Here is an 18,099-nt window from a genome sequence, read left to right on the forward strand (position 1 = left end):
CCGGCGTGGCAGTTCATGCGGAATCAACCCCTCGCCGCAATGCGCCTAAGTATGATGAGGAGCGTCGGCTTCCACTTCGGCGTAGAGCTGTCCGCACAGTGTCAGCGATCCGCGCATGGCGGCGACGCGTTTTTCGGCATCCTCGGACGAATAGGCCCAAATGTCGGTCGCCCAAGTCTTGCCATCCATCTCGTATTGCAGGGCAAACCTGTAAAGCTGGCGGCCGTCGTTGCCGGTCGTCACGAAAGCCCCGTCTGGATCGTCATGACCGTTCCGACTTCTGTTAAAACTTATAACATTCACAGCAAGCTCCCTGGATGCGCGATCTTGCAGCTCTCACGGAGCCGCTTTTCCAGGGCTAACCAAATCGATCGGCTTTCGTTCCCACGCCGCCTGGAGCATGATGCCGAAAAATGTGAGCGGTTTTCGGACGACATCATGCTCTAACTCTTTAATCTAGAACAGGATTCAGATTTTAGGCCAACCGGGCCTAAAATCATCCTGTTCTAGGGGCGAGGGGTCTGCGGTCGCAACGTCTTGCCGGATGCCGCATCGAAGAGATGAAGCTTCTCCGGCCGGGGGGCTATCGTGACGGCCCGACCCGGATCAAAGTCGTAGCGTTCCGTAAACACCGCGACCAGCTCGCCCGGGCCATAGCGCAGGAACACCATCGTTTCATGGCCGGTGGGTTCGGTGACGGCGACCGTCGCTTTCAGACCCGCGTCGGCGAGCGACAAATGTTCGGGCCGTACGCCCAGCAGCACGGCCTGTCCGTCCGAGGCTTCCGGCGTGAAGCCGAGCGCAATCTCGTCGCCGGACTCGGTGACGAAGATCGCCCCATCGGCCTTGTAGCGGCCCTTCAGCAGATTCATCGACGGCGAGCCGATGAAGGTTGCGACGAAGGTGTTGCCGGGGCGGTCGTAGAGTTCCAGGGGCGTGCCGATCTGCTCGACCTTGCCGCCCTGCATCACCACGATCTTGTCGGCCATGGTCATCGCTTCGACCTGGTCATGGGTGACATAGATGGTCGTGGTTCTCAGCCGCTGGTGCAGCTCCTTGATCTCCTTGCGCATCTGCACGCGCAGTTTGGCATCGAGGTTCGATAGAGGCTCGTCGAACAGGAACACCTGCGGCGACCGGACGATAGCCCGCCCCATCGCGACGCGCTGACGCTGGCCGCCCGAAAGCTGACGTGGATAACGGTCCAGATAAGGCACGAGGTCAAGTGTTTCGGCCGCCGCCCGCAGGCGCTGCTTGATCACGTCGGCCGGCTGCTTCTGCAGGCGCAGCGCAAAGACCATGTTTTCGGCGACGGTCTTGTGCGGATAGAGCGCATAGCTCTGGAAGACCATCGCGATGTCGCGGTCCTTCGGCGGCAGATTGTTGACGACCTTTCCGCCGATCGAAATACTGCCGGCGGTGATACCTTCGAGCCCTGCGACCATGCGCAACAGGGTCGACTTGCCGCAACCGGACGGACCGACGAGCACCACGAACTCGCCGTCGCGAATTTCGATATTGACGCCATGCAGAACATCCATGGCGCCATAGGCCTTGCGCGCCCCTGAAATATTGACCTCAGCCATGTGCCTCCCACTTGCTTTTCAGCCCCTGAGCAGCGTCAGGGTTATGCATCCTTCGCCGCGTATTCCAGAGATCATCCTGCCGGGCAGATGGCCTCGGCGCCTGATTGGAATACCCGTCAAACCTCCTCCATGAAACGTTTCATTTCTTGTTGACTTTTTCAGCGAGCCGTCTGATCCTCCGCGGCGAGACCGGGAGGAGCGGTTTCAAGCAGAATATGAAACGTTTCATTTTCTGCTTACCAGATAGTTCTGCCCCAGGCCAGTCCTAAATGGGGCTGGGCCAGGCCGGGTCGGCCGGCGGTAGCGCAACGAAACGTGGAGGAAGACATGAAAGTCGAAATATACGATGCATTGATGCGCCGTCAGGCCAGTCGCCGCGACGTCCTGCGCGGAACGGCGAGTGCCGCGGCTCTGCTCGGCCTGTCCGGCGCAATGGGCGGGATTCCCGGCACGGCATTTGCGGCCGATGATCTGCGCGCCCAGATCCTGCAGATCCCAGGCGTCGGCAAGGGCTCGCCGACGGATGCAGACTGGCAGAAGGTCGGCGAACTCTGCCTCGGCCCGACCAAGGCCAATGTCAAGGAGGGCGAATTTGCCGGTGTCGAGCTGACCTTCATGGGGCTCAACAACCAGAACCTCCACAACTTCCTGTTCCGTGGCTTCCTGAAGCCGTGGGAGGCCTATACCGGCGCCAAGATCAACTGGATCGACCTCGCCCAGGCCGACTACAACGCCCGCCTCCAGCAGTCGATCGCAACCGGCACGGTTGATTTCGACATTCTGGAAATGGGCGCACCCTTCGAAGGCGACACCGCTGGACGCGGGCTTCTCGACGAGATGCCGGACTGGGCGGCAAAGCAGATCGAAGCCGACGACCTGGTAAGCTACCTCAAGCCGCCGGTCGGCACCTGGGATGGCAAGACCTATCGCGTCACGATCGACGGCGACTGCCACACCTTCGCCTACCGCAAGGACTACTTCGGCGAGGGCTCTATCAGCGGCATGGCCGAGCCGCCGAAGACCTGGCAGGAGGTCAACGCGGCGTCCAAGGCGCTGATCGGCAAGACCGATCCGCTGACCGGCCAGCCGGCCTATGGTTATCTCGATCCGCTGAAGGGCTGGGGCGGTTTCGGCTTCTATTTCATCGAGAACCGTGCGACCGCCTATGCCAAATATCCGGGCGACCCGGCTTGGCTGTTCGATCCCGAAAACATGAAGCCGCTGGTCAACAACCCCGCATGGGTCCAGGCGATCCAGGACGTGCTCGATCTGATCGCGGCCAAGGCCTATCCGGCCGACCAGATCAACGCCGACCCCGGCACGACCGCCTTCTCGCAGTTCCTGGCCGGCACCGGCGCAATGCTGATGTGGTGGGGCGACGTCGGCTCCGGCGCGCGCACCTCGGACACGTCGGTCGTTGGCGATGTGGTCGGCTTCGGCATCAACCGTGGCTCCGACCGCGTCTACAACCGCAAGACCGGGCAATGGGAAGACAAGTACAACGAAGCGCCCAACATGGCCTATCTCGGCTGGGGCATCTACGTCACCAAGCAGGTCTCCGGCGACGAGAAGAAACGCAAGGCGGCCTGGTCCGCCGCCGCCCATCTCGGGGGCAAGGATCTGTCGCTCTGGACCTCGGCCTATCCCTCCGGCTTCCAGCCCTACCGTCAGTCCAACTTCAACTATGACGAATGGGAAAAGGCAGGTTACGACCGTGCCTATATCGAGGATTATCTGGGTTCGAACGCCGACAGCTACAACCACCCGAATGCTGCGATCGAACCGCGTATCCCGGGCATCTTCCAGTATTACTCCGTGGCTGAGGACGAGCTGGCAAAGGGCTTTGCCGGGCAGTACAAATCGGCGCAGGAGACCGCGGATGCGATTGCGGCCGCCTGGGAGAAGATCACCGACCAGATCGGCCGCGACAGCCAGCTGAAACTTTACCGGGCGAGCCTCGGGCTCTGACCGGTTGACCAAAACGCGCTGGCGGAAGCGATTTCGCCAGCGCCCATTCTGTCCGGGCGAGGAATATCATGTCGACAGTCGAAGGCGACCTGCTTCACACAGTCGAAGCCGGCTCTATTTCCGCGGGCCGCCGCTTCTGGGGCCGCGCGGCTCTGTGGCTGAGCGCCCTGTGGTTCATAGCGTCGTTCGCATTGCAGGGTGCTTATGAACTGGGCTGGACCGGTTGGGGTTTCGCGAACTGGCGGCCGGTTCTCTATGCCTATTTTTTCTGGGCTGCGGTTCTGTGCGTCACCCGCGTCGTCATTTACGGCGAGGCCGGCAAGAAGGCGCTCTTTGTCCTGCCGGCCGCGCTTTTCGTCGTGTCGATGGTGGTGTTTCCGCTGCTCTTTGCGCTCTGGATCGGCTTTTCCGATTGGAACCTCGCCTCCTCGGCCGGCCGGCGCTTCAACGGGCTCGACAATGTCCGCCGGATGATCGCCGATCCTTTCTATGCCAACGCCCTCTTCAACATGATCCTCTATTGCCTGGCGATCGCGATCGAATATGCGATCGCCTTCGGCCTGGCGCTGCTCCTCAACCAGGAAATCCTTGCGCGCAAATTCTGGCGGGTAACCTTTCTGTTGCCCTTGATGCTGTCGCCGGTCGCGGTGAGCTGGATGGTCGGCAAGTCGATGATGGAGACCCGTTTCGGCCCGGTCGCGCGCTTCGCCCGCTGGCTCGGCTGGGAAAATCCCTCCTTCTTCGGCGATCCGCTGACGGCGCGGCTTTCGATCATGATCATGGACGCCTGGAACTTCATCCCCTTCATGATGATCATGCTGCTCGCCGGACTGCAGGCCCTGCCCAGGGAGGTGCTTGAGGCGGCCGAAGTCGACGGCGCCACCAAGTGGCAGCGCTTCTGGCAGGTCATTTTCCCGCTGATGCTGCCGGTGTCGGTGACGGCGGTGATGATCCGCATCATCTTCAAGTTGAAGCTCGCCGACATCATCATCACGGTGACATCGGGCGGTCCTGGCGGGGCAACCGATTCCGTCACCAGCTTCATCTATCGCGAATACCGCGACCGTTCGAATGTCGGCTATGGAACCCTGCTCGCGCTCGTCTATCTGGTAATTATCGTCGTCGGCATGACGGGACTGATGAAGATTTCCGACCGCATCGTGAAGCGGATGACGGGGAGGCTCTGATGGTTCGAATCGATTTCGAAAAATACGGTCGCGGTCAACGCATTCGCTGGTGGGCCATGCGTTTCGTCGTTTACGGCCTGCTCGTCATCTGGGCGTTCGTCTGCATCTTCCCGCTGTTCTGGACGGTGTCGACCTCGTTCAAGACAGCCGCGGATGTCATGCGCGGCAATCTGATCCCTTGGTTCAACTTTGCGCCCAGCTGGCTCGGCTGGCGCTCGCTCGGGCTCTCCCCGGATACGGCCTTCCAGATATCGACGGTGCGCGACGAATTCATGCGCAGGCTGTGGAACAGCGTCATCATCTCGGTCACGGCATCCGCCCTTGCAGTCGTGCTCGGGTCGCTCGCGGCCTATGGTCTCAGCCGCTTCTCCTATAAATTCGGCCATATGCGCAATTCGGACATTTCATTCTTCTTCCTGTCGCAGCTGATCATGCCGCCGGTGGTTCTCGCCCTGCCGTTCCTGGTTCTCTACAAGGAGCTGGCGCTACTGGACACCTATGTGGGCATGATCGCCGTCTACACGCTGATGGTCCTGCCGATTGTCGTCTGGATTATGCGCGATCAGTTCGCCACCGTGCCGGTGGAGCTCGAGGAGGCTGCGCTGGTCGACGGGTTGTCGGTCTGGGGGGCGTTTGCCCGCATCATCGTACCGCTTGTTCTGCCGGGCATGGTTGCCGCGTTCCTGTTGGCGCTGATCCTTTGCTGGAACGAATATTTCTTCGCCGCGCTGCTGACCTCGACCAACACCAATACGCTGCCGGTGATGATCGCCAGCCAGACAGGCAGCCAGGGCATCAACTGGTGGTCGATGGCAGCCCTTTCCACCGCCGGCATCCTTCCGCTTGTTATCGTCGGCGTCGTGCTGGAAAAGCACATCATCGCCGGGATGACGGCAGGAGCGGTAAAATAGCCGCGGGACGCTCGAACATGCCAAGGATGCCCACAGTCAAGGATGTCGCCGAATATGCCGGTGTATCCGTGGGCACGGTTTCGCGCGTGCTGTCGGGCGAAGCCGCGGTCAAACCCGCGCTGCGCGAAAAGGTCAACGAGGCTATTTCCGCGCTCGGTTACCGGCCGAACGTCACCGCCAGAGCGCTGCGCACCAGCAGAACCGATGTCATCGGCCTCATCGTTCCCGACATCACCAATCCATTCTTCGCGCAGCTTGCCGCAAGCATCGAGCGCGCAGCGCTCGAACGTGGGCACAGCCTCATGCTGGCGAGCTCGCATGACGATCGCGGGGCGGAGGAAAGCCACGTCCTGGCGTTTCTCGACCGGTCGGTGCGCGGAGTCATCGTGGTGGCTTCGAGCGATGGTCCGGGGCTTCCTCTGGAGACAGCGGTTCCGATCATATCGCTGGACCGGCGCTTCGGCGCCTTTCCGCTGGTGTCGACCAACCATACGCAGGCGGCCGCGCTGATTGCGGACCATCTCTATGAGCTGGGCCACCGCCACATCGCCTACATTGCCGGACCGCCCGACACCGAGGCCGGGCGCATGCGCAAGGAAGGCTTCGTCAGCCGGATCGGCTGGCTCGGCAAAAAAGGCGACCCGGTCGAACTGGAAATCGCCTACGGCAAATTCGATTACGAATCCGGCGAGAGAATTGCCCGCGACCTGCTTTCGCGCCCGCCACAAGACCGGCCGACGGCGATTGCGGCGGCGAGCGACCAGCAGGCCATCGGGGCGCTGCGGACGGCGCGCGATCTCAAGATCGACGTGCCGCGAAAGCTGTCGGTCACGGGTTTCGACGACATTTCGCTCGCCAATCTCGTCGTCCCGCGGCTGACGACAATACGCCAGCCGGCCGACATGCTGGCGCGGCGCGCGGTCGGCCTTCTCCTCGAGGAGCCATCGAGCACGGATGACGAGATGGTGGACGGATCGCTGATCGTGCGTGGTTCGAGCGGCCCATGTCCGCAACCCAAGCCGGATACTCCAAGGCACAGGAATTGAAGCAAGGCCGGCACTGCGGCCGCCAGAAAGGGATGGAAGGATCAATGCTCAAGGGAATCAGGGCCGAACTCAACGGCGACATTCTTCAAGCGCTCAGCAATATGGGACACGGAGACTATCTCGTCGTCTCCGACATGAATTTTCCATCGGATTCGATCGCCCGTCAGACGCGTCTGGGCAGGCTCCTGACCATGGAAAACATTCCGGCACCGCAGGCGATCGACGCGATCCTGTCCGTCTTTCCGCTGGACACGCCGATCCAGCCTTCGGCGGGCCGCATGGAGGTGATCGGCAAGCCGGATGAAATTCCGCCGATCCAGCAGGAAGTGCAGGCCATCGTCGACCGCGCCGAAGGCAAGCCGTCGCCCATGTATCCCGTCGAGCGCATGGCGTTCTACGATATCGCCAAGAAGGCTTATTGCGTCATCGCCACGGGCGAGCTGCGGTTCTATGGCTGCTTCCTTCTGACCAAGGGAGTCATTCCGGCGGAGGACGCTCTGAGATGAGTGCGAAAAGCGGAATCGTCATTCTCGGCATTTTTGCCGCCGACACCGCCTATAAGGCAAAGCGCCTGCCGCATATCGGCGAGACGCTGCTGGGATCGGGTTTCACGCTGGGGCCGGGCGGCAAGGGCTCCAACCAGGCGATTGCCGCGGCAAAGGCCGGCGGCAAGGTGAGCTTCATTTCGCGGGTCGGTAACGACCCGTTCGGGGAGATGGCGCTCGCCGCCTATGCGGCGGCCGGCGTCGAAGCCAGGGTGATGAAGATGGATGGCGTTTCGTCAGGCGCGGCCTTCATCTTCGTCGACGAAGTGAGCGGCGACAATGCGATCATCGTTGCGCCGGGTGCTGCGGGCCTTATCGGCATCGAAGATATCGATGCGAACCGGGCGGAGGTCGAAAGCGCCGCCATTTTCATGACGCAGCTCGAACAGCCGCTGGAGGCGGCGATCCATGGCTTGTCCATGGCGAAAAGGGCAGGGGTCACGACGATCTTCAATCCCGCGCCTGCTCGGGCCATTCCGGACAGCGTCTATGGCTTGTGTGATTTCATCGTTCCCAACGAGGTCGAGGCAGCCCAATTGGTGGGACATGCGATCGAAACGGATGAACAGGCACGGGCGGCGGCCAAAACGCTGGTCGATCGCGGAGCGAGAGCGGTGATCATTACGCTCGGCGCACGCGGCGCATTTTATCACACGGGCGGGCAGAGCGAGCTCGTACCGGCCTTATCCGCGGGCAATGTCGTCGACACGACGGGAGCCGGGGACGCTTTCCTCGGCGGTTTCGCAACGGCGATTTCCGAAGGACGTGCGCCGATCGAGGCCATCCGCTTCGGCTGCGCGACGGCGGCAATTGCCGTGACACGGCCGGGCACCGCGCCCGCCATGCCTTCCCGGTCCGAAATCGACGCCTTGCTGCGTTCTTGATTCAAGACCGCGCGCTGGAACCGGCGAGGGTGACTTCGCCGTTCTCTTCGCCGTCCCAGTATTGGATAGAGGACGCCGACACCTTGATCAGCACGAAACCAGGCGTGTCGGTCCCCTCAGGGAACCAGCGCTCGAGATCGGCGACCCAGTGCTCTTCGAAGGCGGCTTTGTCGCGCACCAGCGATGCAACGCCTTCGATCGCAATGAAGATGCCTGGCTTGCCAAGCAGGCTGGGCGGAGCCGTGAACGTCAGCGATACGTCCTTGTTGCTTTCGATCTCGGCAATCTTCCGGGTTTCCTCGTAGGAGAAGAACCAGGAGTCGCCATCGTACTCGACGTCGCCGTTATTGCTCATCGGCCGACTTGAGATACGGCCGGATCCTGCCTTCGTCGTCAGCATGCAGAAGTCGATCTTCTTGAGGCGAGACGCGAGGTCTTCGAGTGTCATGGACGCCATTTTTCATCTCCCACGTTTGGACGTGGGGATAGCGTGCAGGCTCGGAGTTTGTTCCCGTCCGAGCCGCCGGATCGTTCGTGATGACCGTCCCTTATGCGGCTGTCGCCGGCTCAGGGTATTTGCGCGCCTGTCGTGGCGACGTATACCGAATAGAGCGAGCGTGTCGCGGCGATGAACAGGCGGTTGCGTCCGGGGCCGCCGAAGGTGAGGTTTGCGACGGTCTGCGGCACGCGGATCTTGCCGATCAGCTTTCCCGTTCGATCGAAGCAATGGACGCCATCGCCGGCACTGGACCAGAGGTTGCCATTGACGTCGGTCCGGATGCCGTCTGGAATGCCGTTGTCGATGTGGCAGAAGACACGGCCGTTCGCGAGCCTTCTGCCGTCGACGACGTCGAAGGCGCGGATGTGACGCGGCAGGCTTTCGTCGTGGCTGGCCGCCGAATCCGCAATGTAGAGGATCGCCTCGTCAGGCGAGAAGGCGAGCCCGTTCGGCTGGATGAAATCCGTGACGACGGCTGTAAGCTCGCCGGTCGCCGGATCGAGCCGATAGACGTTGCGGGTCGCCTGCTCGGGCTCGGCCTGATAGCCTTCATAATTCGACATGATGCCGTAGGTCGGATCGGTGAACCAGATCGTGCCGTCCGATTTCACCACCACGTCGTTCGGCGAATTCAGCCGCGCGCCGTTGAAATGGTCGGCGAGCACGGTGATCGAGCCATCCACCTCGGTCCGCGTGACGCGCCGCCCGCCATGTTCGCAGGAAATGAGCCGGCCTTGCCGGTCTCGCGTATGGCCGTTGGTGAAGTTGGAGGGCTGCCGGTAGACGGAGACGCCGCTCTCCGGCGCCCATCGCAGCATGCGCTGGTTGGGAATGTCGCTCCACAGAAGCTGGTTGGCATCGTTGAACCAGACCGGGCCCTCCGCCCAGCGGCAGCCGGAATGGAGTTCGTCGAGGCCGGCGCTCGTCACGATCAACTGCCGGAAGCGCGGGTCGTGGATTTCATAGATGCTGGCCTCGGCCATTTCGGTCTTCCCGTTTATCGCATGCCCGCCCGGCGGCCGCCGGCGAGCATGATGACGCTGATGATGATGAGGCCGGTCATGATAAGGCGGATGCCCGCGCCGAGCCCGTAGGTGTTGAGCATGGAGACGACGAGGAACATGAAGAGCGATGCGCCCCAGATGCCCGGCACGTTGGAATCGCCGCCGGCAACCGCCGTGCCGCCGATCACGACGACGGCGATCGAAGTCAGCAGATATTCCGAACCCATGTTGAGCGCCGCGCCGCCCGAAAAGCAGGCGAGCAGGTAGCCCGCGACGGAGGCGAGAACGGCGCAGAAGAGGTAGGTGACGAAGCGCGTGCCGTCGACAGGGATCCCGGCCATGCGCGCGGCCGGCATGCTCTGGCCGATCGCCGAGATCCAGCGCCCGTAGATCGTCTTCTCCAGCAGGAACCAGGCGATGAGCGAGACCAAGAGCGCGACGATCGCCACATTCGGCACGCCGAGCGTGTTCGAGGTGGTGAATTCCGCGAGTATGCTCGGGGGTTTGATACGCAGGCCGCGGTTGGTCCAGATCGCCGCGGACTGCACGATGAAGCTCACCGAAAGCGTGGCGATGATCGGCGGAATGCGCAGCGCCTTGATGAGCGCATAGTTGCAGAGGCCGACGACGAGGCCGATGAGGATGGCGACCAGAAGCCCCGGCAGGATCAAGCCGTTTTCGACATTCATCAGCTTCAGCGCCACTGTGGCGGCGAGCGTCATGGTGGCGGGAACGGAGAGATCGACATTGCCCGGGCCGAGCGTGATGACGAACATCTGGCCGATGCCGACGATGACCGAGAAGGCCGCGAAGGTGAGTGCTGCCTGCGACAGGCCGAGCGTGCTGGCGCCGAGCGTCACCATGATCGTCAGGAACCAGACGACGAAGGCGGCAAGCCATGACCAGATCCAGGGTTTGCCGAACAGACGAAGGACATGGGTCATCGGCGCTTCTCCCGCTTCTCCAGGCGGTTCAGCATCAGGCGCAGCGCCAGCACGATGATCAGGATCGCGCCCTGGGCTCCGATCTGCCAGTCGGGCGAGATGCGCAGGAAGGACAGGAAGGAGCCGGCGAGCGTCAGCGTCAGCGCGCCGATCACGGCGCCGACCGGAGAGACGCGGCCGCCGATGAACTCGCCGCCGCCAAGGATCACGCCGGCGATCGACAGCAGCGTGTAGCGCAGCGCGATATTGGCGTCCGCCGAGGTCGTCAGGCCGACGAGGGCGATACCGGCAAGCACCGCGAAGAAGCCGGCGAGACCGTAGGCTGCGGCGCGCGCCGCGACGATCGACCAGCCGGCGCGCTCGACGGAGCGCTGGTTGCCGCCGATGCCGCGGATCAGCACGCCGAGCGAGGAACGCATGACGAGAAGATGGGCGACGGCGGCGATGACGATGCTGGCGACGATCGCCATCGGCGCCAGCGGCGGCTTGACGGTCATCAGAGAGCGCACCCAGTCCGGCGCCTGCCCGCCCGGGGCCGGCAGCAGCAGAACGGCTAGGCCGCCCCAGACGAAGCTCATGCCGAGCGTCACCACGATGGAGGGCAGATTGCGCAGATGGATGACGACGCCGAGGCCCGCATAGGCTGCGATCGCGCCCGTAAGGATCAGCAGGCCCATGGCAGGATTATCGCGCAGAAAGGTGGCGCTGACGCAGGCGACGAAGCTGACGAAGGTGCCCATGGAGAGATCGAGATCGTTGACCGCCATGACGAGCATCTGGGCGATCGTCGCAAGCGCGATCGGCACAGCCAGGTTGAAAAGCAGGTTGAGCCCGACATAGCTCATGGCGCGCGGCTGCAGCCAGAAGACGGCGGCGAGCAGCAGCGTCAGCGACAGCGCCGGAATGGCAAGACGCATGGCGTCGGACGAGAGCCGGAACGTCATGCTGCGACCCCTTCGAAGGAGGCGGCGATGATGTTCGTCTCGCTGACGGCATCGCCGGCGAGTTCGGCCGTAATGCGGCCTTCGCGAAACACGTAAACGCGGTCGCAGAGGCGCACCTCGTCCATTTCAGTCGAATACCAGATGAAGGTGCGGCCGCGCGAAGCTTCGTCGCGGATGATCGCGTAGACCTCCTGCTTGGTCCCGACATCGACGCCGCGCATCGGATCATCCATCAGGACGACGGGCGCGCGTGTTGCAAGCGCGCGGGCAAAGAGCACCTTCTGCTGGTTGCCGCCGGAAAGCGACAATATGCGGTTTTCCATGTCGGGCGTGCGGATTTCGATCCGCCGCTTCCAGTCGGCGCCCTTCGTCTCCTCTTCGCCGGCGAGAATGAGGCCGCGCCGCGATAGGTCGCCAAGCGAGGCGATGGAAAAGTTGCGCAGGATGCTCCAGAGTTCGAAGACGCCGTTGAGGCGGCGGTCGCCGGCGACGAAGGTGACGAGCGGATCGCGCTCCGGCAGCCAGTTGCTGGACTGGGCGGCATGCAGGGCGAGCAACAGCTCCGTCTGTCCGTGGCCGGCAAGGCCCGCCAATCCGATGATCTCGCCCTTGCGGGCCGAAAAAGCACGGCCCTCCGTCTGGTGGGAGAGAACGAGCGGGGCCGAGGACTGTTCGCGCGCCGGGCGCTTGCCCGTCTCCTCCTTCGCAACGGTGCCCATGGCTTCCACCAAACCATGATGATCGAAGCCATGCGCCGGACGTTCGGCCACGACACGGCCGTCCTTCATGACGATGATGCGGTCGGAGGTTTCGAGGACCTCGTGCAGAATATGCGAAATGAAGATGACGGAGCCGCCGGCTGCGACGAAGCGGCGGACATGGTCGAGCATCTGGCGGGCAAGGCTTGCATCGAGCGAGGAGGTCGGCTCGTCGAGGATCACCAGCCGCGGCGCAATGCCGGCGTCGGAAAAGGCCATTGCGATCTCGACCATCTGCCGCTCGGCGATCGAAAGGTCTCCGACGGCCCGGCCGCTGTCGATGCCGTGGCCGGGAAAGACGGTATCGAGGCTCTTTTCGATCACTCTTGCTGCACGCCTGCGCCAGCCGAAGCCGCCGAGATCGCGGTGCATGATGCGCGTATTCTCGATGATCGAGAGGTTGGGGCAGAGCGAAAGCTCCTGGAAGACGCAGCGCACGCCGCGGCCGCGCGCGGCGTTGATGCCGTATCGCTCCAGCCGCTCGCCATCGCTCGCCACACTTCCTTCATGGGGCGTAAGCCCGCCATTGATCACGCTGACGATCGTCGATTTGCCGGCTCCATTGTGTCCGACGAGCCCGACGCATTCGCCCGGCATGACGCGGAGCGTAACGCCGTCAAGCGCCCTGACCGCGCCGAAGCTCACCTTGGCGCCGTCGACGGCGATTACAGCCTTCAATACGTCATCCATGCTGCCTGCCACATCTGCTCGCAAGGAATGCCGCGCGGCCATTCGCGGCCGCGCGGCAATCGCCGGGAGATTATTTTGCCGACTCGATGACCTTGATCGCGTCTGCCTGCGTGTATTCCACATTGGCAACGCCGCCGGCCTGGGTATTGGCGAGGTTCGTTTCGAGATTGTCCTGATCGATGCGCAGGAAGGGCACGACGAGGTCCTTCTTGACCTGCTTGCCGTCGAGGATCTGCTGGGCGACCCAGAAGGCGAGGGTGGAGACGCCGGGTGCGATGGAGACGGACATGGTCTCATACCCATTGGCGTCCTTCTGCTCCTTCCACCATTTCAGCTCGTCTTCTCGGTTGCCCATGATGATGGTCGGCATCTTGCGGTCGGTCGCGGCGATCGCCTGCGCGGCGCCGTAACCGTCGCCGCCCTGCGTTACCACGCCGACGATCTCGGGCAGGCTCGGCAGGATGCCGGCAACCGCCTTCTGCGCCACGTCCTGGGCCCAGTCTCCGTGGACCGAGCCGACGACCTTGAACTGCGGGAACTGCTTGACGCCCTCGTGAATGCCGGCCGAGATCTCGTCGTCGACGAAGACGCCGGCAAGGCCGCGAATCTCGAGCAGATTGCCGCCCTGCGGCAGCTTCTTCGACAGGTACTCGACTTCGCTGCGGCCCATCTCCTTGAAGTTGACGGCGATGCGCCAGGCGCAGGGTTCGGTCACGATGCCGTCGAAGGAAACGACGGTGATGCCGGCGTCGCAGGCTTCCTTGACGGCGCCGTTCAGCGCCGTCGGCGAGGCGGCGTTCAGCACGATCGCGTCATAGCCCTGCAGGATCATGTTCTGGATCTGCGCCGCCTGCTCCGTCGCCTGGTTTTCGGCGGTGGTAAAAGGGTCGGCTGCGGCAACGACGCCTGATTTGACGGCTTCGCCCGTCACCTTGCCCCAGCTGGTCAGCATGGCCTGGCGCCAGGAGTTTCCGGCATAGTTGTTGGAAAGGGCGATCTTTTTGGCCGACGTGTCGGCAAAGGCGGATACGGGCATGGCGGCGCAAGCAATAGCGGCCGATGCCAGAAGCATCTTACGGATTGTCATGTCTTCCTCCCTCATGATCGCGCCGGTCGGCCGATCGCTTCACTCCTGCCGGTTCAAGCGGGCCGAAGTGAAAATTGTTCTTGCACTGAGCTTCCTCCTCTCAGTAAGGGCAGGATGCGGGAGATCAGCCGGCCTGTACAGGGGCAAGGCGGCAAGTCGTTTGCGGGTTTTGCGCAACAAGCTGCGGGTTTACGCAAGACGGCGGCCCATTCGCGGGCGCTTACTGGGAAACGATCACGGCGGGTTGAGGAGCCTGTCGCGACGGGGAGGAACTGACAATGCTGCATCTCGCACCGGCAGCCCTGTTCGACCATTATCTCGGCATTTCCCGGCTGCTTGCCGGCCAGCTCGACTTCCGTTCGGCGATCCGTTCCGTCGCGGCCGAGGTCGCCCACATCATCCCGCACGATCATCTCGATGTGTGCGTGCTGCTCGAGGGCGGCAATTATCACACGGCCTATGAGACGGGCATCGAAACCGCCTGGGGCGAGATTGCCGGTGCGCCTGTCGTCAACAGCCCCATCCGCTCGCTGCTGCGAGGGGAAGTCGACTTCCTGCTCTCGGACGACGCGATGAAAGATCCGCGCTTTCATTTCGAGGGCGCCTTCAAGCGGCCGATCGTCGAACAATCGCTCAGGAGCCGCCTGCATGTGCCGATGAAGGTGCAGGGCACGATCATCGCCGCACTTTCCTGTTCGTCTCACCGGGCCGGCGTCTATACGATGGAGGACGTCGAGCGCGCCCGCATCATCGCCGATCTTCTGACGCCCTATTTCTTCGCGCTGCAGGCGGCCGAGCAGGCGCAGCGTTCGGCGATCGTCGAGGCGGAGGCGCGCGCCCGCGAAGAGGGATTGCGCCAAGGCGCGCTGAAACTCACCGAAGCCCTGGAGCAGGAGCGGCAGCGGATCGGCATGGACCTTCACGATCAGACGCTCGCCGACCTGACGCGGCTTGCCCGCCGGATCGACCGGCTGTCGCGCAACGGCGAGGTGACGCCCGAGGCGCTCGAACCCGTTTCGCGGTCCCTGCAGCATTGCATGCAGGACCTGCGGCAGATCATCGAGCAGGCAAAACCTTCCGTGCTCCAGCTCTTCGGACTTGCCCAGGCAATCGAGCACCATCTCGACCAATCGACCCGTGACACCGGGGCCGGCATCGAATGGGGCCTAGCCGACGAGACGAACGGTGCGCTCGAAAGGCTGGAGCCGACCGTCAGCGTCGCCTTGTTCCGCATCGCCCAGGAGGCGATCAACAATGCCGTGCGCCATGCCGCCCCGCTGGCGATCATGGTGCGGCTCGAAGCCGATGACGAGCAGCTATCGATCGAAATCTCCGACGACGGGACCGGGCTTGCCAAGACGCGGGGACGGATCGGCGGCGGCATCGACAATATGAAGACCAGGGCGCGGCTGATCTCGGCGCGCTTCACGACCGGACCGGGCCACAATAATCGCGGAACCGCGGTGCGCGTCGTGCTGCCGCTTGCGCCGAACGGCCCCACGGGCGAGCCAGACTGAGGAGAAAGCGCGATGAAGGTTCTGATCGTCGAGGACGACCCGCTGCACCGGTCCTACCTGCACGAGGCTGTCAACGCCGCCCTGCCGGAATGCGACACGGTGATCGAGGCGGAGAACGGAACCGTCGGTGAGAAGCTCGCCCGCGACCATAAGTCGGCGCATATCGTCATGGATCTGCAGATGGCGAGCCGCAACGGCATCGAGGCGGCGCGCACGATCTGGAAGGAGCGGCCGGAGACACGCATCCTGTTCTGGTCGAATTATTCGGACGAGGCCTATGTGCGCGGTGTCTCGCGCATCGTGCCGGATGGCGCGGCCTATGGCTATGTGCTGAAATCCGCTTCCGACGAGCGGCTGAAGCTTGCGCTGCGCTCGATCTTCATCGAGAGCCAATGCGTCATCGACCGCGAGGTGCGGGGCCTGCAGCAGAAGAGCCTCGGCCAGACGAACGGCTTCACCGATTCCGAATACGAGATCCTCGTCGACATCGCCCTCGGCCTGACAGACCGCGCCATCGCTAGACGCCGGAACTTGTCGCTGCGCAGCGTGCAGAACCGGCTGCAGCAGCTCTACGACAAACTCGACGTCTACCAGACCGCCGGCGACGACCACGAGGACGGCCGCTTCAACCTCCGCGCCCGCGCCGTCACCATCGCCTTCCTGCGCAAACTCCTGAACTACAGCGCCCTCGAACGGGCCGAGGCGGAGCTGCAGGAATGGCTTGACGGGAAGTAGCTGAGACGTTGCCGCGAATGCTCGTGGCTATCGGTTATCGTCAGACTCCGTGGAACCAAGCTCCCCCGTCAACGCGGCGAGTGAGTTGGCAGCAGGATAGGCAGTGGTCACCACCGGCAGGATGAGGCGGCTGGGATAGGCCGCGCCGGAGAAGATCTGCTGCCTGGCCAGAGCGAAATCCGAGGCCTTCGCGAGAGTGGAAGCGACTTCCGACTGCGGATTGCGGTCGAAACGGGGAAAGTTCGAAGAGGCGATCTGAAGCCGCAGCCGATGCCCTTTCTTGAACAGGCGACTGGTATGTCCGAGCCGGATGATGACTTCGGCGGGATCATCCCCTGTTTCGCCGCCGCGGCTCCATCTGACGATGCCATCGACGACGGCGAGGCTCCGATCATCGGGAGCCACGTCGCAAAGCTTTGCTGTCCAATCGCAGGTCGGAGCCGATGAGGTGACCCAGAGGCAGGCCGTTACCAAACCTGTCACCTCGAGATCATCACGAAGGGGCTGGCCGGTGAAGACCAGCACGTCGTCTCGCGACTCGATCGTCGACTGATCGAGCGGCCCCGAATTTCTCCCGAGAAGAAGGCCGGGAAGGAAAGTCGCGCCGCCGACGGTCGGCACCGGTCTCGTCGGATCGGAGACATAGCTGGCGCTCACTTTCGCGCCGGGTGCCGAGCCGAGCGTGGCTCGGCCGCAATCGAGGAAATGCGGCACGGCGACCGTATCCGGCAGCGGCCAATCCGGCGCCGCGTGCCAGCTGTTCGACCCCGAACGGAAATAGCGCACCATTGGCGAGGTCGGTTGGCGATCCTGAAAAACGCTGTCGAAGAAGGCGAGGTTCTCCTCCGGGAGGTCGATGCTTGATGCACTGTAACCCAGCCATTCCTCGCCCTGCCAGTCGCTCGGATTGCCATGGGACCACGGGCCGATGATAAGCCGGTCGGGTATCTCGCGTCGTCTCGTCCAACGCGATTTTGCCTTCTCGAAGAGTTCGATCGAACCCTCTAGAAAGATATCGTTCCATCCGGCGACGACCAGCATTGCGGTTTCGTTCGTCTCGATCCGATCCGGCCGAACTGACGCGGACTTGCCGCTGATTGCGTCGGGGTCGAACCAGTCGCGGGCGTAGGGTGCAAGCTCGGCGATCGCTTCATTGAAGATTGGCAGCCGGGCGAAAGCCGAAAAGGGATCCCGCTGCAAGAGTTCCAGAAAGGCTTTCGAACGCTCTTGGACATCCGCTGGCATTACCGCCATCCGATGCAGGATATGATCGGCGCCCAGCGCCTCGATCACCCATAGCAGCAGGAAGGCGAGTTCCAGCGCGCCGCCACGATACATCCACGTTTCACCGTGACGCGCCGTCGTCAGCTGCGGCGCGATCGCTTTCAGGCCTGCGGGATTTTCCGACAGTGCGAGCACCTGGGTGGCGCCGACATAAGACGCGCCGAACATCCCGATTTTTCCATTGCAGAACGGCTGGCGCCTCAGCCACTCGATCGTATCGGCGCCGTCACGCCCTTCGAATTCAAAGGGCGCGAACTCGCCGTCCGATTGATAGCGGCCGCGGGTATCCTGAATTGCGATCGCATAGCCTCGGCGCAGCGCCGCCTGAAACTCCAGAGCGGAAATATATTGCGATCCGAACGGCGCTTCCTTGCGATAGGGGGTTCGCTGCAGAAGCACCGGCCAGGCGCCGTCCGCCGCCGGAAGCCAGAGATCGGTCTTGAGTTTCACGCCGTCGCGCATCGCCACATCGACATTGTCGAGCAGCCTGAAGGTTGCTTGTTTCGTCAT

Annotated in this window: 17 protein-coding genes; 8 read left to right on the forward strand and 9 right to left on the reverse strand. The window is 63.0% G+C overall.

Annotated features, from left to right (window positions below; genetic code table 11):
* Window positions 1-45: 45 nt before the first annotated feature.
* On the reverse strand, window positions 46-243 hold the full coding sequence (locus ATY76_RS29060; RefSeq protein WP_348627531.1) for a hypothetical protein: 198 nt from the start codon (window positions 241-243) through the stop codon (window positions 46-48).
* Window positions 244-506: 263 nt separating this feature from the next.
* Complete coding sequence (ugpC, locus tag ATY76_RS29070) at window positions 507-1,586, reverse strand: sn-glycerol-3-phosphate ABC transporter ATP-binding protein UgpC (RefSeq protein ID WP_088678112.1); 1,080 nt, start codon at window positions 1,584-1,586, stop codon at window positions 507-509.
* Between the two features lie 327 nt (window positions 1,587-1,913).
* Between ugpC and ATY76_RS29075 the strand changes: the two genes are divergently transcribed.
* The 6 genes from ATY76_RS29075 to rbsK all read left to right on the forward strand — a co-directional run bounded on the left by ATY76_RS29075 (window position 1,914) and on the right by rbsK (window position 8,127).
* A complete protein-coding gene (locus ATY76_RS29075) occupies window positions 1,914-3,554 on the forward strand; it encodes an extracellular solute-binding protein (RefSeq protein ID WP_088678113.1) in 1,641 nt (546 codons plus the stop codon).
* A gap of 68 nt (window positions 3,555-3,622) precedes the next feature.
* Window positions 3,623-4,741, forward strand: coding sequence for a sugar ABC transporter permease (locus ATY76_RS29080; protein ID WP_088678114.1), 1,119 nt, complete (start codon window positions 3,623-3,625; stop codon window positions 4,739-4,741).
* Window positions 4,741-5,652, forward strand: coding sequence for a carbohydrate ABC transporter permease (locus ATY76_RS29085; protein WP_088678115.1), 912 nt, complete (start codon window positions 4,741-4,743; stop codon window positions 5,650-5,652). The genes ATY76_RS29080 and ATY76_RS29085 overlap by 1 nt, the downstream gene beginning before the upstream one ends.
* Window positions 5,653-5,669: 17 nt before the next feature.
* Window positions 5,670-6,698 carry a LacI family DNA-binding transcriptional regulator gene (locus ATY76_RS29090; RefSeq protein ID WP_088678116.1) on the forward strand — a complete coding sequence of 343 codons (1,029 nt, stop codon included), beginning with the start codon at window positions 5,670-5,672 and terminating at the stop codon, window positions 6,696-6,698.
* A gap of 44 nt (window positions 6,699-6,742) precedes the next feature.
* On the forward strand, window positions 6,743-7,204 hold the full coding sequence (locus tag ATY76_RS29095; RefSeq protein WP_088678117.1) for an RbsD/FucU domain-containing protein: 462 nt from the start codon (window positions 6,743-6,745) through the stop codon (window positions 7,202-7,204).
* Window positions 7,201-8,127: a ribokinase gene (gene rbsK / locus ATY76_RS29100; protein WP_088678118.1), complete on the forward strand. Its 927-nt coding sequence runs from the start codon at window positions 7,201-7,203 to the stop codon at window positions 8,125-8,127. Before ATY76_RS29095 ends, rbsK begins: the two co-directional genes overlap by 4 nt.
* 1 nt (window position 8,128) lies before the next feature.
* On the opposite strand, the gene ATY76_RS29105 is transcribed toward rbsK, so the two are convergent.
* From ATY76_RS29105 to ATY76_RS29130, 6 genes are all read right to left on the reverse strand, one after another.
* Window positions 8,129-8,584, reverse strand: a complete 456-nt coding sequence (locus ATY76_RS29105; RefSeq protein WP_088678119.1) for a pyridoxamine 5'-phosphate oxidase family protein — start codon at window positions 8,582-8,584, stop codon at window positions 8,129-8,131.
* A gap of 110 nt (window positions 8,585-8,694) precedes the next feature.
* Window positions 8,695-9,609: an SMP-30/gluconolactonase/LRE family protein gene (locus tag ATY76_RS29110; protein ID WP_088678120.1), complete on the reverse strand. Its 915-nt coding sequence runs from the start codon at window positions 9,607-9,609 to the stop codon at window positions 8,695-8,697.
* 14 nt (window positions 9,610-9,623) lie between these two features.
* Window positions 9,624-10,574, reverse strand: coding sequence for an ABC transporter permease (locus ATY76_RS29115; protein WP_088678121.1), 951 nt, complete (start codon window positions 10,572-10,574; stop codon window positions 9,624-9,626).
* Window positions 10,571-11,518: an ABC transporter permease gene (locus ATY76_RS29120; RefSeq protein WP_088678122.1), complete on the reverse strand. Its 948-nt coding sequence runs from the start codon at window positions 11,516-11,518 to the stop codon at window positions 10,571-10,573. Before ATY76_RS29120 ends, ATY76_RS29115 begins: the two co-directional genes overlap by 4 nt.
* On the reverse strand, window positions 11,515-12,966 hold the full coding sequence (locus ATY76_RS29125; protein WP_088678333.1) for a sugar ABC transporter ATP-binding protein: 1,452 nt from the start codon (window positions 12,964-12,966) through the stop codon (window positions 11,515-11,517). The genes ATY76_RS29120 and ATY76_RS29125 overlap by 4 nt, the downstream gene beginning before the upstream one ends.
* 70 nt (window positions 12,967-13,036) lie before the next feature.
* Window positions 13,037-14,053 (reverse strand): ABC transporter substrate-binding protein, encoded by a 1,017-nt coding sequence (locus ATY76_RS29130; protein WP_088678123.1) that lies wholly within the window; start codon window positions 14,051-14,053, stop codon window positions 13,037-13,039.
* Between the two features lie 278 nt (window positions 14,054-14,331).
* On the opposite strand from ATY76_RS29130, the gene ATY76_RS29135 reads away from it, so the two are divergent.
* Together ATY76_RS29135 and ATY76_RS29140 are read left to right on the forward strand one after the other, a co-directional pair.
* Window positions 14,332-15,570: a sensor histidine kinase gene (locus ATY76_RS29135; protein WP_088678124.1), complete on the forward strand. Its 1,239-nt coding sequence runs from the start codon at window positions 14,332-14,334 to the stop codon at window positions 15,568-15,570.
* Between the two features lie 12 nt (window positions 15,571-15,582).
* Complete coding sequence (locus ATY76_RS29140) at window positions 15,583-16,305, forward strand: response regulator transcription factor (RefSeq protein WP_088678125.1); 723 nt, start codon at window positions 15,583-15,585, stop codon at window positions 16,303-16,305.
* Window positions 16,306-16,332: 27 nt separating this feature from the next.
* On the opposite strand, the gene ATY76_RS29145 is transcribed toward ATY76_RS29140, so the two are convergent.
* Window positions 16,333-18,099 (reverse strand): CocE/NonD family hydrolase, encoded by a 1,767-nt coding sequence (locus ATY76_RS29145; RefSeq protein WP_088678126.1) that lies wholly within the window; start codon window positions 18,097-18,099, stop codon window positions 16,333-16,335.

The organism is Rhizobium sp. R339 (assembly GCF_002211395.1).
Lineage (GTDB): Bacteria > Pseudomonadota > Alphaproteobacteria > Rhizobiales > Rhizobiaceae > Rhizobium.